Origin of the sequence: Anabaena sphaerica FACHB-251 (assembly GCF_014696825.1) — a bacterium.
In the GTDB taxonomy this organism is placed as follows: Bacteria; Cyanobacteriota; Cyanobacteriia; order Cyanobacteriales; family Nostocaceae; genus RDYJ01.
In genome coordinates this window covers 351,456-375,513 of sequence record NZ_JACJQU010000002.1, presented here as the reverse complement: position 1 = coordinate 375,513, position 24,058 = coordinate 351,456, and the positions used below count along the sequence as shown (strand labels likewise).

At 39.2% G+C, this 24,058-nt stretch carries 16 protein-coding genes and 1 pseudogene; 9 read left to right on the top strand and 8 right to left on the bottom strand.

Annotated features, from left to right (window positions below):
• The first annotated feature begins 50 nt into the window (after positions 1 to 50).
• Entirely contained in the window at positions 51 to 1,259 is a 1,209-nt protein-coding gene (locus tag H6G06_RS05360; RefSeq protein WP_190557784.1) for a hypothetical protein, read from the top strand.
• A gap of 147 nt (positions 1,260 to 1,406) precedes the next feature.
• Here H6G06_RS05360 and H6G06_RS05355 read toward each other — a convergent pair whose 3' ends face one another.
• The 4 genes from H6G06_RS05355 to H6G06_RS05340 form a co-directional block, all read right to left on the bottom strand.
• The gene (locus H6G06_RS05355) at positions 1,407 to 1,772 is read right to left on the bottom strand and encodes a VOC family protein (RefSeq protein ID WP_190557782.1); all 366 of its coding nucleotides are present in this window, start codon (positions 1,770 to 1,772) and stop codon (positions 1,407 to 1,409) included.
• 111 nt (positions 1,773 to 1,883) lie between these two features.
• Positions 1,884 to 2,255, bottom strand: a complete 372-nt coding sequence (locus tag H6G06_RS05350; protein WP_190557780.1) for a hypothetical protein — start codon at positions 2,253 to 2,255, stop codon at positions 1,884 to 1,886.
• Positions 2,256 to 2,333: 78 nt separating this feature from the next.
• Positions 2,334 to 3,488 carry a glycosyltransferase gene (locus H6G06_RS05345; RefSeq protein WP_190558518.1) on the bottom strand — a complete coding sequence of 385 codons (1,155 nt, stop codon included), beginning with the start codon at positions 3,486 to 3,488 and terminating at the stop codon, positions 2,334 to 2,336.
• Positions 3,489 to 3,548: 60 nt separating this feature from the next.
• Positions 3,549 to 4,553 carry a GDP-mannose 4,6-dehydratase gene (locus H6G06_RS05340; RefSeq protein WP_190557778.1) on the bottom strand — a complete coding sequence of 335 codons (1,005 nt, stop codon included), beginning with the start codon at positions 4,551 to 4,553 and terminating at the stop codon, positions 3,549 to 3,551.
• 476 nt (positions 4,554 to 5,029) lie between these two features.
• On the opposite strand from H6G06_RS05340, the gene H6G06_RS05335 reads away from it, so the two are divergent.
• From H6G06_RS05335 to H6G06_RS05315, 5 genes are all read left to right on the top strand, one after another.
• Positions 5,030 to 11,788, top strand: a complete 6,759-nt coding sequence (locus tag H6G06_RS05335; RefSeq protein WP_190557776.1) for a PAS domain S-box protein — start codon at positions 5,030 to 5,032, stop codon at positions 11,786 to 11,788.
• 16 nt (positions 11,789 to 11,804) lie between these two features.
• On the top strand, positions 11,805 to 12,896 hold the full coding sequence (locus H6G06_RS05330) for a hybrid sensor histidine kinase/response regulator (RefSeq protein ID WP_190557774.1): 1,092 nt from the start codon (positions 11,805 to 11,807) through the stop codon (positions 12,894 to 12,896).
• Positions 12,897 to 13,176: 280 nt separating this feature from the next.
• Positions 13,177 to 13,890, top strand: coding sequence for a rubrerythrin family protein (locus H6G06_RS05325; RefSeq protein ID WP_190557772.1), 714 nt, complete (start codon positions 13,177 to 13,179; stop codon positions 13,888 to 13,890).
• 274 nt (positions 13,891 to 14,164) lie between these two features.
• Positions 14,165 to 14,665 carry a hypothetical protein gene (locus tag H6G06_RS05320; RefSeq protein ID WP_190557770.1) on the top strand — a complete coding sequence of 167 codons (501 nt, stop codon included), beginning with the start codon at positions 14,165 to 14,167 and terminating at the stop codon, positions 14,663 to 14,665.
• 56 nt (positions 14,666 to 14,721) lie between these two features.
• Positions 14,722 to 15,915, top strand: a complete 1,194-nt coding sequence (locus H6G06_RS05315) for an MFS transporter (protein ID WP_190557768.1) — start codon at positions 14,722 to 14,724, stop codon at positions 15,913 to 15,915.
• Between the two features lie 796 nt (positions 15,916 to 16,711).
• On the opposite strand, the gene H6G06_RS05310 is transcribed toward H6G06_RS05315, so the two are convergent.
• Entirely contained in the window at positions 16,712 to 17,350 is a 639-nt protein-coding gene (locus H6G06_RS05310) for a transaldolase family protein (RefSeq protein ID WP_190557766.1), read from the bottom strand.
• A gap of 111 nt (positions 17,351 to 17,461) precedes the next feature.
• Between H6G06_RS05310 and H6G06_RS05305 the strand changes: the two are divergent.
• Positions 17,462 to 17,743 (top strand): annotated as a pseudogene (locus H6G06_RS05305) (zinc ribbon domain-containing protein); the annotation flags it as partial.
• Between the two features lie 162 nt (positions 17,744 to 17,905).
• Here the strand turns inward: H6G06_RS05305 and H6G06_RS05300 are convergent.
• Positions 17,906 to 18,394, bottom strand: coding sequence for a hypothetical protein (locus tag H6G06_RS05300; RefSeq protein WP_190557764.1), 489 nt, complete (start codon positions 18,392 to 18,394; stop codon positions 17,906 to 17,908).
• A gap of 193 nt (positions 18,395 to 18,587) precedes the next feature.
• Here H6G06_RS05300 and H6G06_RS05295 point away from each other — a divergent pair, with 193 nt between their 5' ends.
• Positions 18,588 to 20,273: a potassium channel family protein gene (locus H6G06_RS05295; protein ID WP_190557762.1), complete on the top strand. Its 1,686-nt coding sequence runs from the start codon at positions 18,588 to 18,590 to the stop codon at positions 20,271 to 20,273.
• Between the two features lie 316 nt (positions 20,274 to 20,589).
• On the opposite strand, the gene H6G06_RS05290 is transcribed toward H6G06_RS05295, so the two are convergent.
• Together H6G06_RS05290 and H6G06_RS05285 are read right to left on the bottom strand one after the other, a co-directional pair.
• Positions 20,590 to 21,339, bottom strand: a complete 750-nt coding sequence (locus H6G06_RS05290; RefSeq protein ID WP_190557760.1) for a phycobilisome rod-core linker polypeptide — start codon at positions 21,337 to 21,339, stop codon at positions 20,590 to 20,592.
• A 579-nt stretch (positions 21,340 to 21,918) separates the two neighbouring features.
• Positions 21,919 to 23,106, bottom strand: coding sequence for a hypothetical protein (locus H6G06_RS05285; protein WP_190557758.1), 1,188 nt, complete (start codon positions 23,104 to 23,106; stop codon positions 21,919 to 21,921).
• A gap of 369 nt (positions 23,107 to 23,475) precedes the next feature.
• Here H6G06_RS05285 and H6G06_RS05280 point away from each other — a divergent pair, with 369 nt between their 5' ends.
• Complete coding sequence (locus tag H6G06_RS05280) at positions 23,476 to 23,787, top strand: hypothetical protein (protein ID WP_242039600.1); 312 nt, start codon at positions 23,476 to 23,478, stop codon at positions 23,785 to 23,787.
• Positions 23,788 to 24,058: the final 271 nt, after the last annotated feature.

The window sequence follows — 24,058 nt, the reverse complement described above, 5'->3', positions numbered from 1 at the left end:
TTACTCTAGGATAAAAATCAATTTAGAAGTTTAGTTCCCGACTTAGGCTTATGAGTATCTTATTCAATCGCAGATTCCAAATTTTAGCAGGTATTATTACTTTCTTTCTGGTTATTTTAGCTCATCAACATCTATATGCAAAATCAGAAACTCCGCAACTAATCACGCAACAACAAATTACACAAACTCAACCTAATAACCAAGCTACATCTATATTCTATTCTGTCATTGATGAATGGCAAAAATATAAATACAGTGTTAATGGCAAACACGTCTTAAAATCTGTAAAATTGCCAAATGCTCAAGTTAATTTTAATCAAGCCGATTTGTTAACTGTTCTCACTAATACGAGAAAATATTTTCAAGATTACGAGCAGAAAGATCTAGATATTGCCAGAAATGGACTGCTATTAAGTCAAGGAGTTACTGTACAAGACGTTATCAAAACATTGGATTTTATGATTACTGTCTTAGATGAAGATATTAGCAATAATAGACCTACTCGTTTACAAGATCCTAATTTTATAAATGCTAATTTCCGAGTAATTAAATGGTCTGCTTATAACCCTGAACAACCAAGACAAAAACAACTAAGAATTACCAAATATGCCGTTTTTACTCACACTGGATCTCGTACCAAAACATCTAAATATAACATACCGATTTATAGCTTAAAAGACAATAAAGACAATTTATCTACCGATAAGTTCTACACTCAATACACAAAACAAGATGTTTTATCAGGAATTTATGAACCTGGTGGTAAAGAATTTGGTAAAGTCGAACCTTTGGCATATCTAACCCGTGAAGGTTTAGAAGAAGCATTAATGCAGGGAACAATCTTGATTAATTTTACAGATGGTTCAAAAGCATATTTTAATGTAGATAGAAACAATGGAATATCTTATGTAAGAGGAGTAAAACCCACAGCACAAAAACGTTATTGGTATTTTAGACAAGTTGATGAAATCAAAGGTTATGGACACAAAATAGATGCGAAAATTTCTATTAAACCAGGTGTAACTTTTGCAGGTGATGTGCTTAACATTGGCTTAGGAAGAGTTATTGTCATGGAGTATAATCAAGGTGGAAATAAGCGACTGCGAATGGGAGTAATGGCAGATACAGGCGGTGCATTTTTACCAAATTTGCATCAACTAGATTACTTAGCAGGTATTTTCCAGAATCAAAAAGAATTTAGGCAGCATATCCAACAATTACCTGAATATGCTACCACGTATATTTTGGTGAAAAAATGAAAATTATGTAGGAATTCAGGAGTCAGGAGTCAGAAAAGAATAAAATAGCCCCCCTTTTTAAGGGGAGCCACTTGCTTAGAGCAAGTGCCGTGGGTTCGGGGTATCTTCCAGATATTAATAACGTCAGGTAACTGTATTGCCTATTCACTATTCACGGGTTAACAGTTCCAAATTATGACCATCGATGTCATAAAAATAAAAGCCGCGACCTCCCTTTCTATGGTTCATCTCACCTTTATTTTCGTGCATGGGATCGCTACTGTATTCTAAACCTGCTTGTTTTACCCGTGCAAAAATTTCATCAAATTCTTGTTCACTGACATGGAAAGCATAATGATGTGATTCAAAATCTTCTCTATCAGCAAAATCTAAAGTTAGCTTATCGTTAACATGAACAGCAGCAAAGTGACCAATAGGAGACTCAACTTTTAGTCCAAAAATTTCCGCAAAGAAACTTGCTGCTGCTTCCTTGTCCCGTGCAGGTACTATGGTATGATTGAGGGTAATTGTCATTTCAAACCTCCGTTTTCAATAGCTAAATTAGGCTTTGAGCCTGGAAGTTGTAACTTGGGTAAGGGAAAAGCTTAAAGGGCTTTAACTCCTGACTCCTGCTGTAATGTTAGTTCATTCTTCCAATGATTTGACTGGGACTTCAATTGCTGTCACATCAATTGTACCTTCTGGCGCGAAGCGGCTAAATTGACTATTTTTTACTACTAGCTTTTCTCCGCAATTTTGACACTGCAATTGGCTATTATTTAAACCTGTTGATTCAAATCCACAGACGGGACACTTATCAATAACTAAGTTGCCTTGTAGCCACCAGCGAAATCCGAAGAATGCTATAACTGGTATTATTAACAACAGCCCAAAAATAATTAGTAAAGAATTCACTAACCAGCCTAAGCCTAATGATGCTAATAACCAAGCCACCGCTAACAGAGTCAGCCAAGGACGGAGTTTATCAAGATTCAGTTGGAAGTTATTAAGGCTCATTTCGCAAATTTTTTCTACTCTAGTTTTATTTTAGTTATCAGTTATCTCTGGTCATAGGGAATAGGTAATAGGTAATGTTTATCTTTCTTCTGACTCCTGACTCCTGACTCCTGATGATTGGAGCATTTGTTGTAGGCGTTGTTGAAATGCTTCTATGCCAAATATAGCGATCGCTTGTTCTCGCAACCATTTACCATCACAACGTTGATCATTACCCTGGAGAATTTCTATACAAGCTGCTGCGACTGCATCGGGGTTGCGGTGTGGTACTCTCCATCCTAGTTTACCATCTTGCAAGGGATCAGCCGAGCCATCATCATCACCAGATAACACTGGTATACCACAGGCCATTGCTTCTAGATAAACGATACCAAAACCTTCTTGAGAAGGCATAATATAGGCATCTGCTAAACGATAGTGTAACATTAATGCTTCTGTAGGCACAAAACCGGCAAAAATGACGCGATCGCTCACACCTAAATCTTTTGCTAACTGCGCTAATCTTGGTTGGTCATCTCCTCGACCAATCACCAAATATTTTACCTCTGGAAACACCTGGATAATTTGCGGTAAGGCTCTAATTGTTACATCCACACCCTTGTAAATATCCCCAGACCACAACCGCGCTACTGTCATTAATACCTTGGCATTATTCAAGCCATATTTCTCAACCAGTTCCGGTGCTTTATCTCCCGGAGTAAATTTATCCCCATCGATAGCACAAGGTAGCATCTGTACCTTTTTCGGGTCGATTCCATTAGCAGCACAAGCTTGATCTCGACTATAGCGGCTAATTGTCCAAATTCCAGAAGCTGAAGCTAAAGCTCGTCTTTCTTGATTTTTAAGCGGTTCCCAGACTTCTTTACCATAGGTGAGTACAGTATAGGGAATGCCCAAAAGCTGACAAAAGGTTTGTATGAGTCCTGCTAACTTAATGTGACCACAGAAAACCTGTTGCGGTCGTTTTTGCAGCAGATATCGAAGTAAAGCTAAAGCCATTTTAACTCTGCCTATTTGGGGAGAGTCGCTTTTAAAATAATGAAATTTTAAATTTTCTGATGCAAAAGGATTAACACAATCAGGACTATCCCGCAACAAAAACACATCCGCTTTGCCGGTTTCGTTTAATCCCTGATAGGCGCGAAAAATATCCTTAACATAGGATTGAATCCCACCTTCAAGGCTAAAAATTTCTAAGAACACAAATAGATGATTAGCTGCCACTTGATTAATTAGCGTTTTTGAATATGTAACGTAATTTGCTAGTTAGGGACTAGGGACTGGAAATAACAATTACCGATTACCTGTTCCCGACACCCCAAATGGTGTAACTTTACCACTTTGTAACTGCTCCAAATCGCTTTTTACCATGTTTCCTAAAAGTTGCTCAAAACTAACGTGAGGTTCCCATCCCAGATTCTTTTTGGCCTTACTGGGGTTAGCTACAAGTTGAAAGTGTTCGTCCGCTCGTAATAAATTAGTATTAACAATTACATATTTTTCCCAGTCCAGTCCTACAGAATCAAATGCTGTGGCGATTAATTCCCGGACGCTGTGGAGTTTACCTGTACCAATTACGTATTCTTCCGGCTCATCAGCTTGCAGCATTCGCCACATAGCATCTACGTGATCTCCCGCAAAACCCCAATCACGTTTGGCATCTAAGTTACCCATTTCTAAGGTTTGAGCTAAACCCAATTTAATCGATGCTACGGCTAGAGAAACTTTCCGTGTCACAAACTGAGGAGGACGTAAAGGCGATTCATGGTTATATAAAATACCACTACAAGCGAATAGACCATAACGCTGTCGGTGATGTACCATCGTCCAGTGAGCGTGTAATTTTGCTGCTGCATAAGGATTTTTGGGACGGAAGGTGGTTTCTTCATCCTGGGGAGCAGTAGTCACATCACCAAACATTTCCGAACTGCTGGCTTGATAGAACCTTGTAGATAAACCAACTTGCCGAACTGCGTTTAATAATCTGGTAGCCGTACCTGTGATCAAATCAAGGGTTCCCAGAGGATCATCCCAAGAATCGGGAACGAAACTAGGTGCAGCTAAATTGTAAATTTCCTGCGGTTGTAGTTGTTCGACAGCAGTTAATAAAGCCGCACTATCTCTTAAATCAACGGTGTAAATTTCTACTTTATCTGCCAAACTTCCCAATTTTGACAGGTTAGGTTGTCGGTGTGGAGATACCAAGCCGACAACTCGGTAATTTTGATTGAGAAGCAAATGGCCAAGATAGTAGCCATCTTGACCTGTAATGCCTGTAATAAGTGCTGTTTTTGTCATAACTATACTTACTTTATACTTAGATAATTTTTGCAGATCAATTGCCTATGAGTTGGTAAAGTTTTGCAAATTTATTAAAATATTAATTTCTGATTGTTCATTATTAAAGATTTGACTAAATTTTTACATATGGGAGACTGACCCCTACAGATTTTTTTTGGCAAATAACAGTTTCTTCTTTGTAAATGGGAAACATAGTAAGGTTCATTTAAAATCAGGTTATACCTATGGCTGGAAGTTTTATCCTTGCTTGTAAACTTGTAACGTATATTCATCATGGTGCTAGTCATTTAAGTAAGTCGGTGGGAAAAAACCGGAGTATGTAACAAAAAGTAAATTCACCAAAACCCTCTTCCCCGTTCCCCGTTCCCTCTTACCTTGTCATAACGACAATTTTTAACGCCCACTTACTTATGATTTTAATAATACTTCATTCTCTCAGTAATAACAGTATCTTTAATTGATGGCTATTATTTATGGTTTTAGTCCCTTTACAGGAAATGACTGCATTTGAGGAGGTAATCATAAACTCTCCCTTAACGGTTTCATCAGATACAAGCTTTACTGAGGCAATTTTGCAGATGAGTGCAGCCAGGGGAAGCTGTTCCTTGGCAGATGATACCACTTTAGATAGGGAGAGGTTTCTAGCAGAAGCTCGCGCCAGTTGTGTCCTGGTGGTTGATGGAACTAAAGTTTTAGGAATTTTTACACAAAGGGATGTTGTCCGTCTTAGCGCCAATGGCTATCAACTGACGGAGAAATCGGTTGCGGATGTTATGGCTTACCCAGTAATCGCATTGAGGCAATCGGACTTTACAGATATATTTGCCGTCCTCACCCTGTTTAAACTTCATCACATCCGTCATTTGCCCATAGTCGATGACAATGACCAATTAATCGGGTTAGTCACCCATGAAAGCCTACGTCAGATGCTGCGTCCAATTGATTTACTGCGATCGCGTCTGGTGTCAGAAGTGATGACTACCAATATGGTTTATACCTCATCGACAACATCAGTGTTAGACCTGACCCGGTTAATGTCAGAAAATCAGGTCAGTTCAGTGGTAATTGTGGCAGATGATGATGAGACTCGTGCTATCGGTATTGTTACTGAAAGGGATATTGTTCAATTCCATTCCCTAGATTTGTCATTTGAGAAAATTCCAGCCCAGGAGGTGATGAGCAGCCCTCTGTTTACCGTCAGTCCTGATGATTCTTTGTGGAAAGCGCGATCGCTGATGCAGGAAAAACATTTAAATCGGGTGGTAGTCACAGACGCTGATGGCCAATTACTGGGTATTGTGACTCAGAGTACACTGCTGCAAGGCTTGAACCCTGTCGAACTTTACAAATTAGTGGAAACCCTGGAGCAGAAAGTTTCCTCTCTAGAAAAAGAAAAGCTGGACTTACTGGAAAACCGCAATACTCAATTGGAGCAGGAGATACAGAAACGGACAACAGAATTGACAAACCAGGCAGAAAAGGAAAAATTATTGAGTTCCATTGCTGGTCGTATCAGGTCTTCACTGGACTTACAGCAGACACTAAATGCCATTGTCCAGAAAGTGCGGACATTTTTGCAGTGCGATCGCGTTTTTATCTATCAGTTCCACCAAGATTGGAGTGGTGTGATAGTTGCAGAATCAGTGATTGAAAATCACGAATCTTTCCTCAATCAAGAGATTAACGACCCTTGTTTTGCGCCAGATTGGGTAGATACTTATATTAATGGACGGATTCGGGTTGTACCTGATATTTATCAAGCTAACTTAGCTCCTTGCCACATTGAGCTACTAGAACAAATCCAAACCCGTGCCAAAATCCTTGTACCCATTGTTCAAGAAGGGCAACTTTGGGGATTATTAAGTGCTACACAAAAAGATCATCCACGAGATTGGCAGGAGTCAGAGGTAAATCTCCTGCAACAACTTTCCACACAAATAGTGAACAGCTTGCAGCATCGCTGCTCTATCGCTATCCAGCAAGCAGATATTTACAAACAACTGCGATTGGAACTAGCCGAGCGCAACCGCACTGAAGAAGCTCTGCGACAGAGTGAAAAACGGTATGCAAGTTTAGCGGAAGCGGCTCCTGTTGGTATCTTCCGCACCGATGCCCAAGGGAATTGTATTTATATCAATGAGCGTTGGTGTCAGATGACCGGACTTAGCTATGAACAAGCAATGGGAACCGGTTGGATCAATGCTTTGCATCTAGAAGACAGAGAAAAAGTTGCACAGGAATGGTATACAGCAGCCCAAGCAAACCGACCTTTCCGTTTAGAATATCGTTTCCAAAGACCCGATGGACTAGTAACTTGGGTTTTTAGTCAAGCAGTAGCAGAACGGGGAGAAAATCAACAAATTATTGGTTATGTAGGCACAATTACCGACATCAACGATCGCAAACAGGCAGAAATAGCCCTACAAGAACGGAAAGAACTGCTCTCTTCCATTGCTGAAAATATTGCCGATGGCTACGCTTATAGATTGGTGATACACCCTGATGGCACAGTGGAAGTTCCTTATACCTCCACATCAGCCACAAAGCTGTTTGGACAGGTCAAACAGTCTTTATCGTGGCAGGATACCTTTGCCACCATTGCTCCTGAAGATAAAGAGCGTTGTGAACAAGTGATGCGGGATGCTATGCAAGGTTCAGGACATCTGGACAACGAGTATCGCATCAGGGACATCACCGGGCAGATCCGCTGGATGAACTCACGGGGTCAGGTTCGCACCCGTGAAGACGGATGTGTAATTATTGAAGGTGTCACCCTAGACATTACTGAACGCAAACAAGCACAAGCTGATCTACAGGCTCTGGTTGAAGGTGCAGCCGCAGTCACAGGTAATGACTTATTCACCTTACTGCTGGAGTATATTGCCACCTTCTTGGACTGTCGCTGCGCCCTCATAGTCACAAAAAACGGGGAATATTTCCAAACATCTGCATTTTGGGCAGACGGAAACCTACAAACTAATATCTCTGGCTTGTTAGAAGAGATGCCTTGTAATTTGACCATAGCACAAGGCGCGTTTTGCTGTGTCAGCGACCTCCAGCAGCATTTCCCCAATGAAAGTTTCAAAGAATTGGCAGCCCAGAGTTACGTGGGTGTAGCTATAAAGTCTACCGAAGGGGAGACTTTGGGCAGCCTTTGCTTATTAGATGATAAACCCCTGGCAGATTCCTCTAGAGCGATCGCTATATTACAAGTCTTTGCCGCGCGAGTAGGGGCAGAATTAGAGCGCCAGCAGGCAATGACAGCACTCGAACAACTCAACCAGGAATTAGAAATCAGAGTTGAAGAACGCACAGCCGAACTGCGCGAAAGTCAAGAACGCTGGGAACTGGCACTGCGGGGTAGTAATGATGGCATCTGGGATTGGAACATCAAAGCCAATCAAGTTTTCTATTCCACTCGCTGGAAACAAATGCGGGGATTTGCGGATGATGAAATCGGTTCTAATCTGCAAGAATGGTCAAATCTGATTCATCCTGATGATTACGACCGGGTAATGATTGCAGTTGCAGATCACCTAGCTCACAAAACTCCTTTCTTCCAAGAAGAATATCGAGTACAGCGCAAAGATGGCTCCTATATGTGGGTGCTAGATCGCAGACAGGCTTTGTGGGATGAGACAGGTAATGTCCTTCGCATGGTCGGTTCAGAAAGCGATATTACCAGTCGTAAACAAGCTGAAGCTGAGTTACTTGCTGTCACAAGTCTGCAACAAGCCATTTTCGATGGCATCGATTATTCTATTATTTCCACCAACCCAGAAGGTATCATCCAAACCTTCAACGCCGCTGCGGAAAAGATGTTAGGCTACACCGCAAAAGAGGTAATTGGTAAAGTTAGTCCCCTACAGTTTCATGATCACGACGAACTGCAACAGCAAGCAGCTAACATCTCAGAAATATGGGGTAGGAATATCACACCGGGTATGGCAGTTTTTATCACCACAGCTATACAAGGAATTCCTAACGAACAAGAGTGGACTTACATTCGCAAAGATGGCTCCCGGTTTCCGGTGTTGCTTTCTGTGACAACTCTCTACGACGACAAACAACAAATTATCGGCTTTGTCGGTATTGCTAAAGATATTACTGCCAAAAAGCAAGCAGATGAAAAACTGCGCCGGACTATCAAAGAATTATCGGATTTTAAATATGCCTTAGACCAAGCGGCAATTGTGGCTATTACCGACTCTCAGGGTACTATTACTTATGCAAATGAAAAGTTTAGCCAAATTTCTCAATATTCTCAGGATGAATTAATCGGCCAAACCCACAAACTTGTTAATTCTGGCTATCACTCCAGGGAATTCTTTGCCGAACTTTGGTCTACTATTTCCAGTGGTAATGTTTGGCGAGGTGAAATTCAAAATTGCAGCAAGGATGGGAGTTTCTACTGGGTAGACACTACCATAGTTCCCTTTGTCAATGACCAGGGACAGCCTGTACAGTATTTGTCCATCCGCACTGATATCACCGACCGCAAACAAGCAGAAATTGCTCTACAAGAAAGCCAGCGTTTTGCTCAAAGTATTGCTGACAGTTCCCCTAATATCCTCTATATCCACGATTTGACAACTGGACACAACCTCTACATTAACCGGGAACTAACAAGCATCCTGGGTTACACACCAGGGGATCTGGCGCGAATGGGTTCCCAGGTGTTACAACAGCTATTACATCCAGAGGACTTGGTAGCTTACTTTGCACACCAACAACAATTACAAGCAGCGACTGATGATGAAATTCTAGAAATTGAGTACCGTGTCCGTAATATTAATGCTACATGGCGCTGGCTTTCTGCTCGTGATGCCGTTTTTAAGAGAAATAGCGAAGGAAGGGCGATTCAATATATTGGTGTAGCACAAGATATTACTGAACGCAAAGATGCCTCAGAAGCTTTAGAGAAATATGCACGGGAGGTTGAGGATCTATACAATAATGCCCCTTGTGGTTATTATTCCCTGGACTCTGAAGGTATAATCACTGGGATTAATAATACTCAGTTGCAATGGCTAGGTTACACCCGCGAGGAGATGGTGGGACAAAAATACATTAATTTTCTGACTGAACAAGGTTGCCAAATCTTTCATGAAAACTATCCAAAATTTAAAGAGATCGGCTTTGTGAAAGATTTAGAGTTTTCTCTGATACGTAAAGATGGCACAGTGTTACCAGTCCTCATCAATGCTACGGCTGTCAACAGTGCTGATGGTACTTACCTACATAGTCTCTCCACTGTTTTTGATATTACTGACCGTAGAGAAGCTGAGAAAAAACTAAAACACCAATTAGCTGTGATCGAGGCCGCTGTGGATGGGATCGCTATCCTGGAAAATAATATATTCACCTATGTGAACCAAGCACATCTGCAACTTTTTGGGTATGAAAATTCCGAAGAATTACTCGGTAAAACTTGGCAAGAATTATATTCTTTAGAAGAATCTAGCCGCTTTGAGCAGGAAGTTTTTCCTGTCTTGATGCAGCAGCATCACTGGCAGGGTGAAGCAACTGCAACCCGTAAGGATGGTAGCACTTTTACTGAAGGTCTGTCTTTAACGCTGACAGAAGGAGGAAATTTGATTTCTGTCTGCCGAGATATTACTGATGTCAAAAAGGCAGAACAGGAATTACGGACAATTAATGAACGGCTAACTCTCACCAATGCTGAGTTAGAACGTGCCACTCGCTTGAAAGATGAGTTTTTGGCAAATATGAGTCATGAATTGCGAACGCCATTAAATGCGATTTTAGGAATGTCTGAAGGCTTACAGGAAGAGGTCTTTGGTGTCATTAACCAAGGGCAGCAGAAAGCGATCGCTACTATTGAACGTAGCGGTAGACACTTACTAGAGTTGATTAACGATATCCTTGACCTGTCTAAAATTGAGTCTGGTAAGTTAGAACTCCAACTAACATCTGTGCCAGTTAAAAACCTGGCTGATTCCAGTTTGCCCTTTATCCGGCAACAAGCTATTAAAAAGAACATTCATTTAACTGTTGGTATTCCCGATACTTTGGGGGAAATTGTCGTTGATGAACTTCGTATCTGTCAGGTGCTGATCAACCTGCTAAATAATGCCGTCAAATTCACACCTGAAGGTGGTAATGTACGGTTAGAAATTGAGTTAGAAGGTTCTTACCTGGTTATTTCGGTGATTGATACTGGTATTGGTATTGCCCCAGATGATGCTAGTAAACTATTTAAACCCTTTGTGCAAGTAGATACAAAATTAAGCCGTCAGTATAGTGGAACTGGTCTGGGACTGGCTCTGGTGCGCCGCTTGGTTGAGTTACATGATGGCACAGTTGGGGTAACTAGCGAGATTGGTCAAGGCAGTCGTTTTACTGTCAAGCTACCCTATCGCCAGTCCAGCACGCCTGATTTGTTGCCCCACCCTGCTGTCTTTCCTCAATGTAGTTTAGCGCCAGAAAATAGGAAGGTATTAATCATTGAAGATACACCTACAGCGGCTGAACAGGTGACACGCTACTTAGATCAGATAGGTATGGAGGGGGTAGTTTATCCGCAAGGTGAAGGAGCGATCGCTCAAATTCTTGCACACCAACCAGCATTAATAATTCTCGATATTCAGCTTCCTCATAGGTCAGGTTGGGAAGTATTAGCACAGATTAAGGCTCATGCAGAAACCCAAACTATTCCTGTAATCATCGTTTCCGTAGTTGATGAGCGATCGCGCGGTCTGGAATTAGGTGCTGCTGAATATTTAATCAAACCGATTATCCGTCAACAACTCCATCAGGTAATTAACCAACTCCGCCAACCTCCTACTGCCGCTACACATCTGGAGAGTATCACTGTTGAGGAGGAATTACCACCAACTCAACAACAACCTCTAATCTTGATAGCGGAAGATAATGAGGCGAATATTGATACCGTATCTAACTATTTAGAGAGTCGCGGTTATCATCTGCTGGTGGCTGGAAATGGACTGGAAGCCATTGACCTAGCTAAGACTCATGCTCCTGATTTGATATTGATGGATGTGCAAATGCCACTAATGGACGGTCTCGAAGCTATTCGTTTGATTCGCGCTGATGACGATATAGCTAATATTCCCATTATTGCTTTGACTGGTTTAGCTATGCCTAACGATCATGAAAGATGCCTTCAGGCAGGAGCTAATGAATATCTGGCAAAACCTGTAAGATTAAAGCAACTTACAAAAATGATTCAAAACTTATTAAATAAATAAAATCTACTCAATAAATATGAATACTTTATCTTCTATCTTGATCGTCGATGACGAGCCTAACAATTTTGATGTAATTGAAACTTTTCTTTACAACGAAAACTATCAATTGTACTACGCTCAAAATGGACACAAAGCTATCACTTCTCTAGAAAGGGTTCAACCTGATGTGATCTTAATGGATGTAATGATGCCAGAAATGGATGGACTGGAAACCTGTCAGCTAATTAAGCAAAGCGCCCGTTGGCAGCCGGTTCCTATTATTATGGTTACTGCTCTCACTTCCAAAGAAGATTTAGCTCGATGTCTGAGCGCAGGGGCTGATGATTTTATCAGTAAACCTATACATGGTATGGAATTACGATCTAGGATTCATTCAATGTTACGCATTAAACACCAATACGATCAGGTGCAGGAATTATTAAAGTGGCGAGAAGATATGGTCAATATGATGGTACATGACCTGCGGAATTCTCTCACCAGCATGATTTTATCGGCTCATATACTAAAATATCCCAAGTTATCTCCAGAAAAACAACAAGTAAAAGTTGATCAGATTATTAGTGCTGGAGAGGAATTACAGTCAATGATTGATGGTCTACTAATAATGGCAAAGTTAGAATCTGGTAAGATGATTCTCAACTATTCTGAAGTAGATATTTATAGCTTGTGTCAGTCAGTAGTAGAAGAATTTTCTGCGATCGCAGAAAAGAAAAATATTCAATTCATCAGCGAGCTACCAGAACCTGGTGGTAGTCTTAAGGTAGATGTGGCTATTTTTCGTCGGATCATCAATAATCTTATTTCTAATGCAATTAAGTTTTCTCCTGTTAACAGTCAAATTATTTTACGTGCCAATTATATAGAAACTGGATCAGCAAAATTTGAGATTGCTGACTTTGGACCCGGAGTTAAAAAAGAACTGCGAGAGAAGATTTTCGACAAGTATGAAATAGGAACTACGATTAATAATACCAGCCAGACGGGTTTAGGATTGGCATTCTGTAAAATAGCCATTGAAGCTCATGGCGGCAAAATTACATTACAGGATAATCATCCTCAAGGCTCTATTTTCACCGTTGAAGTCTCAGAGGTTGTTACATCTTTCTGAAACACAAGATCTTCAGTCTTCAACTGAATCTTGAATTCTTTAATAATTTTCATCAAAACATTTTACATTTTTACATAAAAAAAATAACCTATTAATCATTTAAGTTTTATAATTATCCTGGAGCAGCTAAGAACACGGGTAATGAAAAATGGGCTGAAATAGGTTGTATAAAACCTGTCTCGATATGGGATTTTCTCACAATTTTAGATGTTGGCTCATTTACCCTAGTTTAAAAGTTTGTTTTTCCCATCAAATATCACTTCGTCGGCACGTAAAAATTATGGATTTGTCAAATTTTACAACACTAAACAACTTAGAAGCCGCTTTCGGTGGTGAATCGATGGCAAATCGCAAATACTTGTTTTTTGCAAATGTGGCACGGAAACTGGGGTTTACAGACTTAGCAAAACTTTTTAAGGAAACAGCAGATCAAGAAACTGAACACGCTTTTGCACATTTTGAGTTATTACATCCAGAACTAGTTGTGAAAGATGGAGCTAGTTTGACTGATGAACAAAAACGGGAAATTGTCTCTCGCTGTTTGTCTTTGGCAATTGAAGGTGAAACCTATGAATACACTACGATGTATCCTGAATTTGCTGCTGCTGCTCAAAACGATAGAGACAATCCCGCAGCAGAAGAATTTCTCAAACAAGCCCAAGAATCTAGCGAACACGCTAACACATTCCGCGCCGCAGCACACCGTTTTGGTTTGCTAAAATTCATTGAAAATTACCATGCAGATCGCTACGCTGAAGCTTTGGAAGTATTAAACGGAGGACAAGCTGTAACCAGAGTAGCAAGTGAAGATCCCCAAACTCAAAAATGGATTTGTAGACAATGCAGCATGATTTATGATCCTGTTGTTGGTGATCCTGATTCGGGAATTGCACCTGGTACACCTTTTGCCGCAATTCCTGATGATTGGAGTTGTCCTATTTGCGGTGCTACTAAAAAGACTTTTAAACCTCTGGAAGAAAAGGTTGCTGCTTAAAACAACAGGTAGATTTAGCAGTTAAATAAATTTAATCCCTCTTCCCTGATAACGTATAAAATACGGAAGAGGGATTTTTTTACTTCCCATTACAAAAAAAGGGAGCAGGGAACAGGGAACAGATAAGAAACAAAAGTTGCTGAGTTTAAAGCTCAGTCAAAAAAAAAGTGTCATTATTTCAATTTCATGTTTTTAAACATGAGTTTTTTCTGTTAAGAGTTGCCCGTTCCCCGCTCCCTCTGAATGGATTGTATTTCTGAACATAGCAATAAATATGCACTTAAAAATCAGAAAAATATACAGATTTGAAGAATATTCAACACCAGATATATTCTATCATGCTTTTATTCCTACTTTGGGAATATTATTATCTATCTTGGCTGGTGGAGAAATAATTATTTTTTATTTATTATTGATGTTAGGTTTGTGTGTTAGCACTTTAATTTTAGATATTGATAATTGCTATGAAGTAATAACCTGTGATTTTAATTCATCATTTGGTCGAATTACCTTGAAACAACGAAATATATTTGCTCAGGGAGTTATTGAAATACCACTTTCTGAAATTGAAACAGTCCTAATTAACTCGCATAGTTCTTCGTTTATTACTAAAACTAGGTTTGGTAAAAAAGTCCAAATTGATAGTCAGTCATATTGGATGGTTGTTGTTTTATATTCCGGTGAACATCGCCGCTTGACTTATTATGAAACCAGTCTTTTTAGTAGCAAGCAAAAAATGGTTGATTATATTTTGTTTTTGAAAGAAAATACATAAGCTTAATTAGCCAATCATCATGCGGATTTCAATTAATCATCTACAGGTGCATCATTATGAGTTCATCAGAAGAACAGTCAGAATTTGAAAGCCGCAAACCTATTTATCAAGAGTTAAATTTTCAGATCATTTGTGCAGTCACTCTCATTGCCGTGATTGGTGTTTCTAGCATTACTCCTGCTTTTCCTTACTTAGCTAAATCTTTAAATATTAATCCCAAAAATCTGGGATTGTTAATTACAGTATTTACATTACCAGCATTGATTTTAGGTCCTGTAATTGGAGTATTAGCTGATAGATGGGGTAGAAAGAAAATTATTGTACCTTCTCTATTTTTATTTGGGATTGCTGGTACAGCTTGTGCTTTTGCTCGTGATTTTAATTTATTGTTGTTTTTACGCTTATTGCAAGGACTTGGTGCAGCTTCATTAATGTCTTTAAGTATTACTTTAATTGGTGATTTATATACAGGAGATAGACGTGCTGCTGCCATGGGATATAATGCCAGTTTTAGCAGTGTTGGTACTGCAAGTTATCCGTTAATTGGTGGTGCATTAGCGACAATCGGTTGGTATTATCCCTTTATGTTACCTGTGATAGCGATTCCTGTAGGGTTGCTGGTATTAGTGGTTTTAAAGAATCCAGAACCAAAAGGCGATCGCAACCTCAAAGAATATTTAATTAATGCGGGAAAAATAATCAAAAATCGGCGATTATTTGGGCTATTTATTGCCAGTGCATCTAACTTTGTTCTGCTTTATGGCGCTCATGTAACTTATTTACCACAATTAATTAATGATACTTTTAAAGCACCACCTTCTACCATTGGCTTAATACTTTCAAGTGTATCTGTAGCCATTACAATTACATCATCTCAGTTGGGAAAATTGGCAAGAAGATATCAACCGACAACTTTAATTAAGGCATCTTATGTTTTTTATGCTTTAGCAATGTTAATTGTTCCCTTTGTTTCCAGTATTTGGTTGCTATTAATCCCGGCTACAATATTTGGTATTGGGTTAGGAATTGGTTTTCCCAGCATTCAAACTTTGTTAGCGGAGTTAGCACCCAGAGAATATTTAGCAACGGTTGTATCAGTGAATGGGACATTTTTTGGTTTAGGGCAAACTTTGGGACCTTTGTTGATGGGTGTTGCGTTTGGGTTTGGGGGAATTAATAGCGTATTTTTTGCAGCGGTGGGTTTTGCAATTTTGATATTTTTCGTGTTTAGTTATTTTACTTGTGGGTGATGTATATAGCAATCTTATTTGATTTGTGATAGCTTGCGTGGCGTAGCTATACAGAAACAGTATACCTTTATTCCTTCTTTCCTGTTCCTTCTTTCCTGTTCCCTGCTTCTACATTTTCAGGACTTTGTTGGGTTTCGCTGTCGCTCTACCCAACCTACAATTATCCTTAACTTATTTTAATTTTTAATAGGTATTACCCCCAAAAAAGAGAGTGGGAGGAGGCATTATCAAGCGCCATTCTCTCCCACTCTACTTTTTGCTGCTGAAGCGATTCAGGAATATACACATAACGCCAATCGTTAATTAGGGGGGTAATTAAAAATTTAACGATCACGTTTCTACTCAGTGAGTATTCCTATTGCAGCAAACGATCATTTTATTTAATTGTCCGACAAACTTAACAAGAAGCTCAAGCTAATTTGTTTAACTTCTTAGCAACTGCCTTGCTTTCGTTTGTCTCATTTAATTTAACTTGCTTCTTGAGGCTGTGGTTGCCAAGTTGGCATTTTTCTGAAAATTTTTAATTGTCCATTGCTAACATAGGATTATAGAGATTTCTGTTAATGCGACTGGTAAAAGTGCCAGGCAAAAACAAAGATACTGTTAGTAAAGCAGTAGGGGGTAACACCCATCAAGCGCATTGGCATTTGATTTCAGTGGCTTTTAACAAACTTTATTTGTGAGTTAAGAACTTATTTTCAAGTCAGTTTACCATGCAACAGGAAGGTTTTTGGATGAGGGGTTTAACCCTTCCTTAATCAACTAACAGTTTTCCAAAAGTCGTAATTAGATAAATTTAGATTTTTAACCCAATTCCGCCAGCAGCGAAGTCAATAACAGTTTGATTAGAAAATTCATGAGTGGCCATAGCTTGCAACATAGCTAAAGGTAAAGTGAGATGATCTGCACCAGCTTGGAGAGATGCGGCTGCTTCTTCTGGTGACTTGATACTAGCTGCGAGAATTTCCACACCGCTACCTTTGAGAATGCTGGCCATATCTCGCACCAAAGCGATACCATCGCCTAAAAAGCGTGTAGCGCGATTGACGTAGGCTATGGCAATTTTTGCGCCGGCTTCCTTGGCCACTGCGGCTTGTGTGGGGCTGTAAATCCCGGTAACGGAACAGGTAATTTCTGGTGAAACTGTGGCTACGACTTCAAACCCTAGCGGTGTGGCAGGAATTTTCAAGATTGTTTGAGAACCGATAATGCTAAAAGCTTTGATTCCTTCGGCGATCATGCTGTTTTTATCAGCGGACAAAAGTTGGTAATACACTGGACCCGAAGTTAAGGAAACCAGGGTTTTCAGGGTGGTTTCTGGTGGGGTATTGGCTTTTGCTAACAAAGTGGGATTGGTGGTGATACCTTTTACCCAACCCCAATGTTTAACTATTTCGGCTTCGGATGCGATCGCTGAATCTAGATAAAGTGCCATAAGAATTTTACCAAAGAAATGGGTTTGAGGTTCCTCGCCCTTCTAGGGCGACTTTGATATAATATTGTCATGAAAACACTGAAGTTTAAGCTATACGAACACAAAAGGAATAGACACCTTTGGGGCAGAAAAATATCAGACTTAGCGTTTGGCGAATTTCTCCAAATATTACAATGGGTAGCCAAAAAGAAAAATAAACAAGTTATTTTTGTAGATAAGTGGTATTATCCATCTAGTAAAACTTGTTCTGGTTGTGGGTATATTTTAGAAAATCTAGATCTATCTGTTAGACAGTGGCGTTGTCCATCTTGTCACTCAATTAATGGACGCGATGAAAACGCTGCTAAAAATATTCAAATGGTTGGGGCATCAAGCATTAGACATCTCCGGTAATTAAATGTGCGTGGTTTGAAACCCTTGTAGAGACGTTGCGGCGGAACGTCTCTACCATATTTCCGGAGAGGTCTATTGGGTTAGGTGATGTTAGACTGGCTACGCCAGCAATTGCTGTTTGACCCCACAATCCCCACGCCTTTAGGCTGGCGAGTATGTCAATTAATCAGCGATCGCCCACCGCACATAAGGACGAGAACCAGCTATAGTTTTGTAGGTAATTTCCTGGGCGGGGGCGTTGATTTTTCGCAAATCTACCCGAAAATAGGCTTTTTTATCCTTAAATTGCACTGTGTAAAATTTATATTCCTGATTGCGAGTTTGCCCAACACAGGAAGCGTAGTTACTGCGTAAGGGGGCAACAAATTCTACAAATTGCTTGTTAGCTGATACTAACTTAACCGAATCTGCAAATGCACGAGTATCCGCAACTACTGTATGTTCTGCCCCACCTTCATAAGGTAGAGTAATCCACCATAAACCCACTGTTTGCGGACAAGTACCGCTACTGCGTTGTACGGTTAGCTTAACATTGGGTGCAGCAATCGGACCTGGTGTTGTTTGCGCTGAAGCTGGATGAGAAATTGTTGGTGCTACTAATAAAAAAGTAACAATCACACCAAGTTTTGTAAGTTGTAATAAATTGTTCATGACTGACTGAATAATTACTAGTTTACAATTGTATGGACAGGGTAACTCATTTGATTGTTGCTTGAATTTTTAATATTGAAATTTACAAAGGTGTATATCGTGTGTTCAGTTACAGTTCTATTTGCAGAAATCAGGCAACAATAGAGATTAATAACTGATATGCAGATTTGTCTGTAAATTATGCTGCTGTTTCATGAAACCTCGAATTATTGTTTGCGGCTTAGGACGTACCGGATATAAAATCTTTCGTCTGTTGAGACAACAGGGTGCTTTGGTTGTTGGTATTCATCGGAAACCCATACCTGGTGAAGCTACGGGAGATGTAATTGTTGGTGAATTATGTGCAGCTTCTACCCTGCAATCAGCAGGAATTGAACAGGCACATACTTTAGTAATTGCTGGTTCTGATGATGCCCTAAATTTGTCAATTATGATGCAAGCGCGAATTCTGAATCCTCATATTCGCATTATCAATCGCTTTTATAATACAAATTTGGGTGAACGTCTAGATCATACTCTCATAGACCATTTAAGTATGAGTGTTGTGGGTTTGGCAGCACCAGTATTTACTTTCGCAGCTTTGGGAAATCAAGCAATCGGACAAATCAAATTATTTGAGCAGACTTGGCCAATTCAAGAAGAATATATTCATGAAGATCATAATTGGAGAGGTAGAAAAATAAGTGATTTGTGGGAAGATAAGTCACGGATGCTGATTTATTATCTACCTGTAATTGGGAAGATAAATTTAGTAACAGCCGTGTTAGCAGAACAACGTTTAAAAGTAGGCGATCGCTTAATTATTGGTACTCAACCCCGCATCAACCAAACACGCAAATCATGGGGAAGAAAACTGCTCAAAATCTTCACAAGTATCCGGCAATTTCAGAAACACGCCAGATCAGTCCTAGCCATGGCTATGGCAGTAATAGTAATTATTTTAATCGCTACATTTACTTATGTTTCTACAAAATTAAATATCTCATTTGTTGATGCTTTATATTTTGCTGTGGGCATGATCACAGGTGCTGGTGGTAATGACAAAGTAGTAGAAAACGCACCCAATAGTATTAAATTATTTACCGTTTTCATGATGCTGGCAGGAGCAGTAGTCTTTGGTATTTGGTATGCTATGCTTACGGATTTTGTGTTAGGAACTCGTCTCAAACAATTTTGGGATGCAGCCAGAATTCCCCAACGTAATCATTATATTGTCTGTGGTTTAAGTGGAATTGGCATTAGAATTATTCAGCAACTGCACGCGGGTGGACATGAAGTAGTCGTGATTGAAACAGATCCTAATAATAGATTTGTCAACACTGCTAGGGGAATGAGTATTCCTGTAATTCTGGCAGATGCAAGTTTCCTAACCACTCTAAAAACAAGTAATATAAATACCGCAGCCGCAGTTTTAGCTGTTACTAATAACGATGCTACTAATTTAGAAATTGCCCTCAAAGCCAAAGGTTTAACACCAAAAATTCCTGTTATTGTTAATTATGCTGATCCTGATTTTGCCGGGATGGCACAACAGGTATTTGATTTTGAAGCTGTACTCAGTCCAGCAGAATTAGCCGCACCAGCTTTTGCAGCTGCTGCCCTGGGAGGTAGAATTATTGGTAATGGCATTATTGCTGATAATTTATGGGTTGCTTTTGCAACTTTGATTACTCCTAAGCATCCTTTTTGTGGTCAGTGGGTGAAAGATGTAGCTAGATATGCCGATTTTGTCCCTTTGTATGTAGAGACGAATCACCAAACTTTACACGGTTGGGATTTGTTGGATACTAATCTGAGTGCGGGAGATATTTTGTATATGACAATTCCTGCAAATCGGTTATATCAATTATGGCGTGAAGAGCAAGAGATGGTAAGTTAAGAATATCCAGGAGTCAGGAGTTTTGGATTTTGGATTGTCTTTCATGAACTCCAATCTAAAATCTAAAATCTAAAATTTTTTTTCCCAGTCCCCAGTCCCCAATTCCTCATTAATGACAGTTCAGAGGGAACAGGGAACGGGCCACAGGGAATAGAAAAACTCATGTTTAAAAACATGAGATTGAAATAATGACACTGTTTTTTTTCGTTGCTCGTCATCTCAAAAAACATCTTTTTTTTTGACTGAGCTTTAAACTCAGAACAAAAGTTTCTTATCTGTTCCCTGTTCCCTGTTCCCTGTTCCTTTTTTTGTAATATTACAAGTGAATCACACCATAATAGGTGAGAACGATATAAACTATGAATGCAAAAAAGACGAGATGTGCTATGAACAAAAGAGGTGATGAAATCAATAGGGAAACTGGATTGTAAGGAGGTTTGTGCTGATTCCACCAATATCCTAGAGGTGCTTTAGCTTGGAAATATCCTAAGTTCTCTAGTTGTTGACGATGGTATTGATCATAACGAGGAAATTGGCTAAAAGGTAACTCTCCTATACTATGTTGAGCAATAATTCTCCGCCGTTGATAGGGAACAGTGTTATCACCAAAATTACTTTGATATTCTTCACTATTGAGTAGTGCATCAATGAAACCTTGTCTTCCTTTTGTACCCAGAATTATAGACCAGGCCATTGTTTCTTCTTTACTGTAAACATTCCTGCCTAAAACTCTTTGGATACACATTTCTACGAAGCGGTAATTGTTGTTTGTGTCGTAGTTGCGTAAGCGGAATGTTTCTGATAATAGCAATCCTCTGATAAAATCCCTAACGGTGATACTTTTGTGTTTTAATTGGGATTCTAGGGCTAATTGACGGTTGCTAACCAGAATTTGTTGTTCGTTAAAAATTTGACGATATGCAGCCCAAATTAACTGATCAATTTCCGCTGTGTCAGGAGTTCCTTCTGTGGTGTAAATTCTGGGTTGTTCGTCTCCAGGAATTTCAAAACTTTTAACTCTTTGGTTTTGACTGGAGGGAGAGTATTTTAGTAGAGGAATAGTCATGGTTATCCTGTTGAAGTTGTAAAAATGATGTTTTCAGGATTTACGCAATAACTTTGGTTTGTCAGGTTAGTTGGTAGAACTGTACTTACCAACTTTTGTTAAATCTAAAAGTTAAAATTCTTATTCAATATTGTGAAAATCAGGGTCTAATTTTACAAGTAAATAATTGTTAAAAAATCAAAGATTGTGAAAAAATTAAATAATGATGCTCATAATTGTCTTCCTAACCACAAAGTAGCATAATATCTAATTCGATTATCTTCTGTATCTAAAGTAGCTGTAGGATTGAAAAAAGGTGTTAATGATTGATTAAAAAATAAAAAATCCCCTACTTTTGGCAGCAGTTGGGGATTTAATATTCTTGAATTTATGTGAAATTTATGTGAAATTTATGTGAACAAATTTAATCAGCAATGCCAGCATCTCGGAGGCGTTTTTCTAACTCCTCTAGGCGTTTTAAGGCCGCTTCTTTAGCAAGTCGTTATTGCTGCACTAACTCAGAACCCCAAAGTAGCAAATTCCCGTCTTGATCCCACCATCGTAACCAGTAACTTTGACGGTTTTCGCACTACATCACAATTATTTATTTACACCCTCAAGAAGTCTAGGAGAAATTTCTAACTCAAACTCAGATTGTATAAGATGCGAAATATTGTTAATTTGTTCAGGTAGTGCAAAAGTCATAAGAGTATTGAGTTTAGTTTTTCCAATTCCCCCTGTTTGAGGTTCTGGATGACCTATCTTTCGTAGAATATCAGCAAGTTTTATTGAGGGGCGAGAGTGAACGCTGAAAGTCAGTTGATCTTCATTAGCAAAACGTGTATACCAATCATAATCTGCCAGAGTATTTAGTTTAATATCTTGGTTTCCGCTCAGGAATTCGACGTGTTCAATATTGGGCTTAAATAATTCTCTTAACTCTTGCATTCCATCATCCCAAATCACTTCTTCTGCTGAGAAAATCACTTCAGAATCTACTTGGCTCTTTAAATGATTTCCTCTACAAATACTCCGATTCAATAAAGCGTACTGGTAGAGAATTTCTGGCATTTCTACACCAAGAGTATATAAACTACGTCCCTCACAGAATGCGTAAGCCTCATCATGAAGTTGATTTATTAGTAGAGAAATATCTTTGTTAGCAAAAGTTGTATAATCTCCTCCCTTAGCTTCAAAAGCATCAGCTTTTGCTCTTACACTAAAAGAAAGAGCTACCAGTAATGGTAATCTTTCAGGCTTTCCTATATCAATACGATTCAATTGAGTTCGTATCCAAGCTTCTAAATCTTCGGCTCTTTCAATTAATTGATCTGCTTCTAGTAATTCAGGCAATATATAGCTAAAACGCTCATAGGTTTTAAGTAATTTAAAGGTTCGAGTTTCAAACTCTTCTCTACGTCTGCGAGCTTCTACATCTTTTATCTCTTCTACAATATTTTGAAATCCTGTAAGCATTTCCTCACGGAGTATATTCATTTGCTGAGTTACATTATACTGATTACACACCAGTACCTCAAGGGTTCTATGTTGAGCAGATAAAGCACTCTGAATACTTTTAAAGCATAACTGAATCTGTTCTTTATCCCGTTCTAATTTATCAAATTGTGATTGAATCTGCTCCTGATTTTGGTCTAATTTGTCAGAAATTAATTGAAGTTGATTCTGATTTTGATCTAATTTATTTTTAACTTTATGAATTTGGACAATATTATAAATACCTATACCAAGATTAAGTATATTTAGTCCAAGATTAGCAATTTGAATCATATTACCACTTGAGGGTTGAACAGATTGAATTGTCTCTCTACTTTCACGATGGCGTGTACACCAAGTACCAACTTTACCGATAACTACTTCGTAATCGGAAGGTTCTCCTCCCTTAAATGGATATGGATCTGGCTTTTGGCTGAAAGGACTAACCATATTTATTAGATAACCTTTATCTGGACAAAATTATCATATCGCGATTATTACCACCAGCCACAAATCAAAAAAATACTTTTATTTCTTGAAAGCGGGTTAGTAATAGTATTACACAAAATGCCATTTCGTTGAATGACTGCTTCCCCATACAAACAAAATTATAGTGGGCTTAGAGCTTACGCTCATGTATGACAATAAAATTGCCGTACTACTATGCCAATATACTTATACTTTGGTGAAAACGAATTTCTTCTGAGTCGCACCATCAAACAACTAAAAACCCACACTCTAGATCAACAATGGTCAAACTTCAACTATACAGAATACCCCCCAGAATCTAAAGAAACCATTTCTCAAGCATTATCCGATATCATGACACCACCAGTTGGCAGTGGAGGAAGATTAGTACACCAACAGCACATTACTGGGAGTTTGTTCAAAAGAAATTTTGTTGTAATTGGAGTCCATTCTCCCCAAAATTCTCTCAACAAATATGATACTTATCACCAACATTCACAAACCTGACGCGAGAAATAAATCAGTCAAACTACTAAGGGACATTAAATTTCTGGAGATCTCTAATCAACAATTTGTCCGCAATTGAGAATTTAATAAATCGTTGCTGTCAAAATTGCGATTTTTTGTTAAAAAGTTTACTTCTACAAATCAATAGCCAAACTCTGTTAAAATACAGTGCTGCGGCTTATGCTCTCAGTCTTGGGGTACTTTGCCTATGCAGCCCTTCAAACCCACATTCCGCCTAAGACTGACGCTGTAATGAGCGACAGGCCGATGT

Bases quoted from the DNA above. Each gene is read 5' to 3' on its own strand.
- H6G06_RS05360 (WP_190557784.1), top strand. From the start codon at position 51: ATGAGTATCTTATTCAATCGCAGATTCCAAATTTTAGCAGGTATTATT.
- H6G06_RS05325 (WP_190557772.1), top strand. From the start codon at position 13,177: ATGGATTTGTCAAATTTTACAACACTAAACAACTTAGAAGCCGCTTTC.
- H6G06_RS05320 (WP_190557770.1), top strand. From the start codon at position 14,165: ATGCACTTAAAAATCAGAAAAATATACAGATTTGAAGAATATTCAACA.
- H6G06_RS05310 (WP_190557766.1), bottom strand. From the start codon at position 17,350: ATGGCACTTTATCTAGATTCAGCGATCGCATCCGAAGCCGAAATAGTT.
- H6G06_RS05280 (WP_242039600.1), top strand. From the start codon at position 23,476: ATGCCAATATACTTATACTTTGGTGAAAACGAATTTCTTCTGAGTCGC.
- H6G06_RS05330 (WP_190557774.1), top strand. From the start codon at position 11,805: ATGAATACTTTATCTTCTATCTTGATCGTCGATGACGAGCCTAACAAT.
- H6G06_RS05285 (WP_190557758.1), bottom strand. From the start codon at position 23,106: ATGATTCAAATTGCTAATCTTGGACTAAATATACTTAATCTTGGTATA.
- H6G06_RS05290 (WP_190557760.1), bottom strand. From the start codon at position 21,339: ATGACTATTCCTCTACTAAAATACTCTCCCTCCAGTCAAAACCAAAGA.
- H6G06_RS05355 (WP_190557782.1), bottom strand. From the start codon at position 1,772: ATGACAATTACCCTCAATCATACCATAGTACCTGCACGGGACAAGGAA.
- H6G06_RS05300 (WP_190557764.1), bottom strand. From the start codon at position 18,394: ATGAACAATTTATTACAACTTACAAAACTTGGTGTGATTGTTACTTTT.
- H6G06_RS05335 (WP_190557776.1), top strand. From the start codon at position 5,030: ATGGTTTTAGTCCCTTTACAGGAAATGACTGCATTTGAGGAGGTAATC.
- H6G06_RS05315 (WP_190557768.1), top strand. From the start codon at position 14,722: ATGAGTTCATCAGAAGAACAGTCAGAATTTGAAAGCCGCAAACCTATT.
- H6G06_RS05350 (WP_190557780.1), bottom strand. From the start codon at position 2,255: ATGAGCCTTAATAACTTCCAACTGAATCTTGATAAACTCCGTCCTTGG.
- H6G06_RS05295 (WP_190557762.1), top strand. From the start codon at position 18,588: ATGAAACCTCGAATTATTGTTTGCGGCTTAGGACGTACCGGATATAAA.
- H6G06_RS05340 (WP_190557778.1), bottom strand. From the start codon at position 4,553: ATGACAAAAACAGCACTTATTACAGGCATTACAGGTCAAGATGGCTAC.